This is a genomic window from Nocardia sp. NPDC058497, assembly GCF_042720195.1.
In the GTDB taxonomy this organism is placed as follows: Bacteria; Actinomycetota; Actinomycetes; order Mycobacteriales; family Mycobacteriaceae; genus Nocardia.
In genome coordinates this window covers 1-6,202 of record NZ_JBHXMY010000358.1, presented here as the reverse complement: position 1 = coordinate 6,202, position 6,202 = coordinate 1, and the positions used below count along the sequence as shown (strand labels likewise).

The window sequence follows — 6,202 nt, the reverse complement described above, 5'->3', positions numbered from 1 at the left end:
TGTACCGCGTTGGGGGTGGGGTCGTGCACGCGGTCTCGGCGACCTGCACCCACCTCGGCTGCATCGTCGCGTTCAACGACGCCGAGCGAGCGTGGGAATGCCCCTGCCACGGGTCCCGGTTCAGCGTCGACGGAACCGTCATCCACGGACCGGCCACCATGCCCCTCGAAGCTCGCGACCCGTCGGGAACCGCCTCATAGAGGCGATGCGCGGTGCATGATCGCACCGATTCGGGGTAGGGCGAAGGTGGGTTGGATTTGGTGTGGGAGGAGGTGATCGTGATGATGATGCCCGAGATGTGCATGCAGATGATGAACATGTTCATGGGGCTGTTGAACATGATTCCCGGCATGCCGATGATGTGATCACAGAACGCCACGGAGGTTTGTTGTGAACGCTGATTCAGGACAGGCCAAGCGGCCGGTCAACGCGGTTCTCGCGGGCCCGTATGGTCACCCGTTCCATCCGATCCTGGTCACCGTCCCGATCGGAGCATGGGTGGCGAGTCTGATCTTCGACGTGGGTTCCCACATCGTGGATGATCCCGCGTTCCTGGCTCAGGGCGCACGCTGGTTGATCGCCATCGGTGTGCTCGGTGCGCTGGTCGCCGCCGCGGTCGGTGTGCTGGATCTGCTGGCGATTCCGACCGGCACGCCCGCGTTCCGTACGGGCCTGGTCCATATGGGACTGAACCTGGTCGTGACGATCGCCTTCGCGGCCGGTTTCTGGTGGAGATTGTCATACTCGGACGCGCCGGTCACTGCCGGTCAGCTGGCGCTGTCGGCGGTGAGCCTGGCCGTTCTGGGTGTCTCCGGCTACCTCGGCGGAGAACTGGCCTATCACTACGGCGTTCGGGTAGCCGACGAAACCACCCAGGCCGCCGGATTCACACGTGGTACATCACAACACTGATCACCCAGTGGTGAGCTGCACCGGCCAGAATCCCTGGGGGAGTGGGGTAGTGGGCGGCGGGCACTCAGCGCCGGGGAGGGGTGCGGTGCGCAGCGATCGTGGGTCAGGGAAGCGAGTGACTTGCAATGAGTCGTTGGTACCGAGAGGCTCGAGCACTCGGGTGACCCGGCCGATGGAACGGCAGTTAAACATATCGATACGTGGATATGCGCATTTACTAATGAAAAATCCCTCTCGACACTGGGCCGCTAACCACAAAACAACGGCATAAAACAAGCTCAGGACGGGAGGGGGTCGGCAGGGGCGGGGTAGGTGATGGTGGTTCCGTCGACATGGGCGAAGTTCGTCAGCTGATGTTCCGGCGCACGGGTGGCTGACATGATGTCGAGCACGCGCACACCACGGACCAGCAGCGCATCGCCGACGAGCGAGCGATGACACCGCCACGGCACGGCTTCGGCACACATGATCGCCGTCGGCGCGAAACCCGCCAGGTCGACGAGTTCGTCTATGCCCGTGGCGAACTCCGGTGACTGCATGTAGTCGGCGTAGGCGCGGAACGACGCATTTCGCCAGCCGGCATTGACGTCGCTGAGTGGCCCGTGCCGGAGGCCACCGAGTGCGGCGAGGTAGACGTAGTTGATGCCCGCGCCGCGTAGGGTGCCGGGTAGTTCCTGGCGGCCGAACTGCGGATTGTGCCGGGATCGCGGCACGGTCCTGATGTCGACCAGCTGCGTGACGTCGTAGGCATGGAGCAGACCGATGAGTTCCTCCGCGGTCCGCGTCGAATGGCCGATCGTGTACACAGTCAGCACCGGTCGATCCTAGGCGACGGTGCGTTCGGATTCGGCGATCCGCTTCGCTGTCAGGAGGACGTTCTCCAGCATGGCTGGGGTGAGCCGTCCGGTGAAAGTGTTGTGCGGGCTCACGTGATAGCAGCCGAGGACGGTGATCGCGCGTCCGTCGGGATGGGTGATGGTGACCTGCGTGCCGTGGGCGAAACGCGGCCGCGGCCGGGGGACGTGCCAGCCGCCTTCGGCCAGGACGGTGAACAGCGCCTGCCACCCGAAGGCGCCGAGCACGACAATCACCCTCGCCGACCGCCGGAGCAGTTCGAGTTCGCGGCTCAGGTACGGCGCGCATCGGTGCCGTTCTTCGCTGGTCGGCTTGTTCTCCGGTGGCGCGCAGTGCACGGGCGCGGTCAATCGGGTGTTCACCAGTTCGATGCCGTCGTCGACGCTGACCGAGTGCGCGCCGGTCGCCAGGCCTACGGCGTGGAGCGCGGCGAACAGGACGTCGCCGCTGCGGTCGCCGGTGAACATCCGCCCGGTGCGATTCCCGCCGTTGGCGGCCGGAGCCAGGCCGACAACGAGGATCTCGGCATCGTCGGGTCCGAAGCCGGGAACCGGCCTGGCCCAATACTCTTCGTCCCGGTAGGCGGCTCGCTTCACGCGGGCGACCTCTTCCCGCCAGGCGACGAGGCGAGGGCAGGCGCGGCAGGTGGAGACCAGGCAGTCGAGTTCGGCGATGGTCTGGGCGTTCCCTGCTGCGAGCGGGGCTTTTTCCGGGTCGACGCCGGCCATCGGACCAGTCTATTCCGCGCAGACCGTTAGGTGACCGAACTGCCTGCGCGGTACCGCTGGTACCACGTACTGTGAGTGCATGGTGTCCACCGAGATCGTGACCGCCGACGGAGTCGTGCGCGGTCGTGCGGGCCGTCGAGTCCTCAGCTGGCGTGCCCTGCCCTATGCGGCCCCGCCCGTCGGGGAACTGAGGTTCCGCGCCCCGCAACCAGTGCAACCGTGGACGGGGGTGCGTTCGGCGACGGAGTTCGGCTTCGCCGCGACGCAACATCCCAACGGCGCCCGCACCGGGCCGCGCACCAGGCAGCCCACCGGCGAGGACTGTCTCAGCCTGAATGTCACCGCCCCGGCGACACCGTCGACGACCCCGCGGCCGGTGATGGTGTTCATTCACGGCGGCGGCTACCTCATCGGCGCGGCCAGCATGTACTCCGGTGCGCGACTGGCGGTGCGCGGTGATGTCGTGGTGGTGTCGGTGACCTACCGGCTCGGCGCGATGGGCTATGTCGACTTCAGCGAGTTCTCCACGGCGGACAGGCCGTTCGAGTCGAATCTGGGGCTGCGCGACCAGGTCGCGGCGCTCGAGTGGGTGCAGCGCAATATCGCCGCGTTCGGGGGTGATCCCGACAATGTGACGATCTTCGGTGAATCGGCGGGCGCGAACGCGGTGATCACGCTGCTGGCGACGCCCGCGGCACGCGGCTTGTTCCACCGGGCGATCGCCCAGAGCGCACCGGCGGATTGGACGGCACAGCCGGAGGAAGCTCGCCGGTTCGCCCGCAGTTGCCTGCACCGGCTCGGCGCCGACCCCGCCGACGCCGCGCGTGTCCTGACCACGGCCACGGCGGGCGAGTTGTGCCGGGCGGCCGACCGGGCGCTCGGCCGGTCCCTGCGTGAGCTGCCGGGCAGCTTCGCCTACTCCCCGGTGGTCGACGGTGACTTCCTGCCGGAAGCGCCGATCGATGCGATCACCGCGGGCCGTGCGCATCCGGTGCCGCTGATCATCGGCACCAACCGGGACGAAGCGACGCTGTTCCAGCGGTTCGCGAAGTCGGTCCCGCATACGCCCGAGCAGCTGACGTCGATGTTCGGGCGCTGCGATCCCGGCGCCGAGCAGCGCGTGATCAGGAGTTACCCCGGCTATCCCGCGGCCAGGACCGCGGTGCGCATCGGTGGTGATTTCCTGTTCTGGCGTCCGACGCTGGCCGTGCTGGAAGGCCACAGCCGGTTCGCGCCGACGTATGCCTATCGCTTCGATTTCGCGCCGCGCGCGGTGCGGCTGGCCGGTTTCGGCGCGACCCACGCGCTCGACCTGGTTCCGGTGTTCGGGTGGGTCGATACGCCGGTCGGCCGGGCGATGACGTCGGCGGGTGGGCGGCGCGCGTTCCGGTCCGTGCAGGATCTGGTCCAGGACAACTGGCTGAGTTTCGCCCCCACCGGCAAGCCTCTGCCGACCTGGACGCCCTACACGGCCGAGCGCAGGGCGACCTGCATCATCGACCATCCGTCCCGCGTGCTGATCGACCCGGATGCCGCGAAACGGGAAGCGTGGCAAGGTGTTCGGATCTCGCTGCCGGGTGCCGTCGATCGGAAGACCGAGGCATGACCGTCGATCTCGACGCAGGCCGGCTGGCTCACCGCATCAAGACGCTCTACGCCGAGGACGCGCAGATCCGCGCGGCGACACCCGACGAGGACGTCCACGCGGCTGTCACCACGCCCGGTCTCCCGCTGGCCGAGATCGTTTCGACGGTGATGACCGCGTACGCGAACCGGCCCGCGCTGGGAGTCCGGCGCACCGAACTGGTGTCGGAGGGTGGCCGCGCGACGCGGCGTCTGTTGCCGGAGTTCGCACTGCTGACCTACCGCGAGGTGTGGGAACGTGCCCGAGCTCTCGCTACTGCCTGGCACGGCGACGGTGTCGCGGCGGACGACTTCGTCGCGACCCTCGGTTTCACCGGCGCCGACTACACCGTGCTCGATCTGGCGACGATCCATCTGGGTGCGGTGGCTGTTCCGCTGCAGGCGGGTGCGGGTCTGTCGCAACTGCGCTCGATACTGGACGAGACGGGGCCGCGGGTGTTCGCGGTGGACACCGCGCATCTGGCGATCGCGGTCGACGCCGTCCTCGCCGGTGCGTCACCACGCACGCTGCTGGTGTTCGACCATCATGCCGACGACGACGATCATCGCGATGCCCTCGCCGCGGCTCGCGCGCGGTTGACTGTGGCAGGCTCCACCGTCGCGCTCCACACCATCGACGAGAAGGTCGACCGAGGCCGGACGCTCGACCCTGCACCGCTGACGGTGCCTGCGGCGGGCGAGGATCCGCTGGCGATGCTGATCTACACCTCCGGCAGCACCGGTACACCCAAGGGTGCGATGTACACCCATCGCCTCGTCGCGGCGGGGTGGCAGCATGCCCGGCCGAATGCCGTCATCAATCTGAATTTCCTGCCCATGAGTCATATCGCCGCCCGGCTGACTCTGAACGGTGTGCTCGCCCGCGGTGGGACCGCGTATTTCGCTGCGGCACAGGATATGTCGACCCTGTTCGAGGACATCGAACGGGTGCGGCCGACGGAGATCTTCCTGGTGCCGCGGGTGTGCGACATGATCCTGCAGCGGTTCCGGCGCGAGGTCGATCGGCGTTCGCGGCCCGGCGTCGACCTGGACGCGCTCGGTGACGAGGTGAAAACCGAACTGCGCGAACAGCTGCTGGGTGGCCGTCTGATGACGGTGCTGTGCGGGAGCGCACCGATCGCGCCGGATCTGCGCGGTTTCGTGGAGTCGGTGTTGCAATTGCGGCTGCACGACGGGTACGGCTCCACCGAGACCGGTGGGGGCGTCATCTTCGATACCAAGGTGATGCGGCCACCGGTGCTGGACTACAAGCTCGTCGATGTGCCGGAGCTCGGCTATTTCCGCACCGACAAGCCGTATCCGCGCGGTGAACTGCTGTTGAAGACAACGACCATGATCGCCGGCTATTACCGGCGTCCCGAGGTCACCGCCGAGGTGTTCGACGAGGACGGTTTCTGCCGTACGGGGGATGTGGTCGCCGAGCTGGCACCCGACCGGCTGGCCTATGTGGATCGCCGCAACAATGTGCTGAAGCTGTCGCAGGGCGAGTTCGTGACGGTGTCGCGACTGGAGGCGATCTTCGCCGGTGCCGAACTGGTGCGCCAGATCTATGTGTACGGCAGCAGTGAGCGCGCGTATCTGCTGGCTGTTGTCGTGCCGACCGAGGCGGCGCTGGCCGCACCGGCCGACGGGTTGCGGGCGGCGGTGGGCGCGTCGTTGCAGCGTGCCGCCGCCGTCGCGGAGCTGGAGCCGTACGAGATCCCGCGTGACTTCCTGATCGAGCCCGAACCGTTCTCGATCGCCAACGGTCTGCTCTCGGGTGTCGGGAAGTTGTTGCGGCCCAAGCTGAAGCAGCACTACGGGGAGCGCCTGGAGGCGCTGTACGACGAGATGGTGCGGGATCAGGAGGCGGAGCTGGCGAGTTTGCGCCGCGAGGCTACGGGTCTTCCGCTGTTCGACACGGTCGCTCGGGCCGCGCGAGCGGTGCTCGGCTGCGCGGCCTCGGACCTGCGCCCGGATGCGCGGTTCGGTGATCTGGGTGGGGATTCGCTGGCAGCCCTGTCGTATTCGACGTTGCTGCGGGAACTTCTCGACGTCGACGTTCCGGTAAACGTACCTGTCTC

Annotated in this window: 6 protein-coding genes; 4 read left to right on the top strand and 2 right to left on the bottom strand. The window is 67.4% G+C overall.

The window, feature by feature from the left end:
• Positions 1 to 200, top strand: a 200-nt coding sequence (locus ACFWPJ_RS21835; RefSeq protein ID WP_378854071.1) for a Rieske 2Fe-2S domain-containing protein, incomplete at its 5' end; no start/stop codon positions are given.
• 190 nt (positions 201 to 390) lie between these two features.
• Positions 391 to 912, top strand: a complete 522-nt coding sequence (locus ACFWPJ_RS21830; protein ID WP_378854069.1) for a DUF2231 domain-containing protein — start codon at positions 391 to 393, stop codon at positions 910 to 912.
• A gap of 278 nt (positions 913 to 1,190) precedes the next feature.
• On the opposite strand, the gene ACFWPJ_RS21825 is transcribed toward ACFWPJ_RS21830, so the two are convergent.
• Together ACFWPJ_RS21825 and ACFWPJ_RS21820 are read right to left on the bottom strand one after the other, a co-directional pair.
• Positions 1,191 to 1,727: a DUF488 family protein gene (locus tag ACFWPJ_RS21825; RefSeq protein ID WP_378854067.1), complete on the bottom strand. Its 537-nt coding sequence runs from the start codon at positions 1,725 to 1,727 to the stop codon at positions 1,191 to 1,193.
• A 9-nt stretch (positions 1,728 to 1,736) separates the two neighbouring features.
• The gene (locus tag ACFWPJ_RS21820; protein WP_378854065.1) at positions 1,737 to 2,495 is read right to left on the bottom strand and encodes a uracil-DNA glycosylase; all 759 of its coding nucleotides are present in this window, start codon (positions 2,493 to 2,495) and stop codon (positions 1,737 to 1,739) included.
• A 79-nt stretch (positions 2,496 to 2,574) separates the two neighbouring features.
• On the opposite strand from ACFWPJ_RS21820, the gene ACFWPJ_RS21815 reads away from it, so the two are divergent.
• Together ACFWPJ_RS21815 and ACFWPJ_RS21810 are read left to right on the top strand one after the other, a co-directional pair.
• Positions 2,575 to 4,101: a carboxylesterase/lipase family protein gene (locus ACFWPJ_RS21815; RefSeq protein WP_378854063.1), complete on the top strand. Its 1,527-nt coding sequence runs from the start codon at positions 2,575 to 2,577 to the stop codon at positions 4,099 to 4,101.
• On the top strand, positions 4,098 to 6,202 hold a 2,105-nt coding region (locus tag ACFWPJ_RS21810), incomplete at its 3' end, for an AMP-binding protein (RefSeq protein ID WP_378854061.1). The genes ACFWPJ_RS21815 and ACFWPJ_RS21810, both read left to right, overlap by 4 nt.

Bases quoted from the DNA above. Each gene is read 5' to 3' on its own strand.
- ACFWPJ_RS21820 (WP_378854065.1), bottom strand. From the start codon at position 2,495: ATGGCCGGCGTCGACCCGGAAAAAGCCCCGCTCGCAGCAGGGAACGCC.
- ACFWPJ_RS21815 (WP_378854063.1), top strand. From the start codon at position 2,575: ATGGTGTCCACCGAGATCGTGACCGCCGACGGAGTCGTGCGCGGTCGT.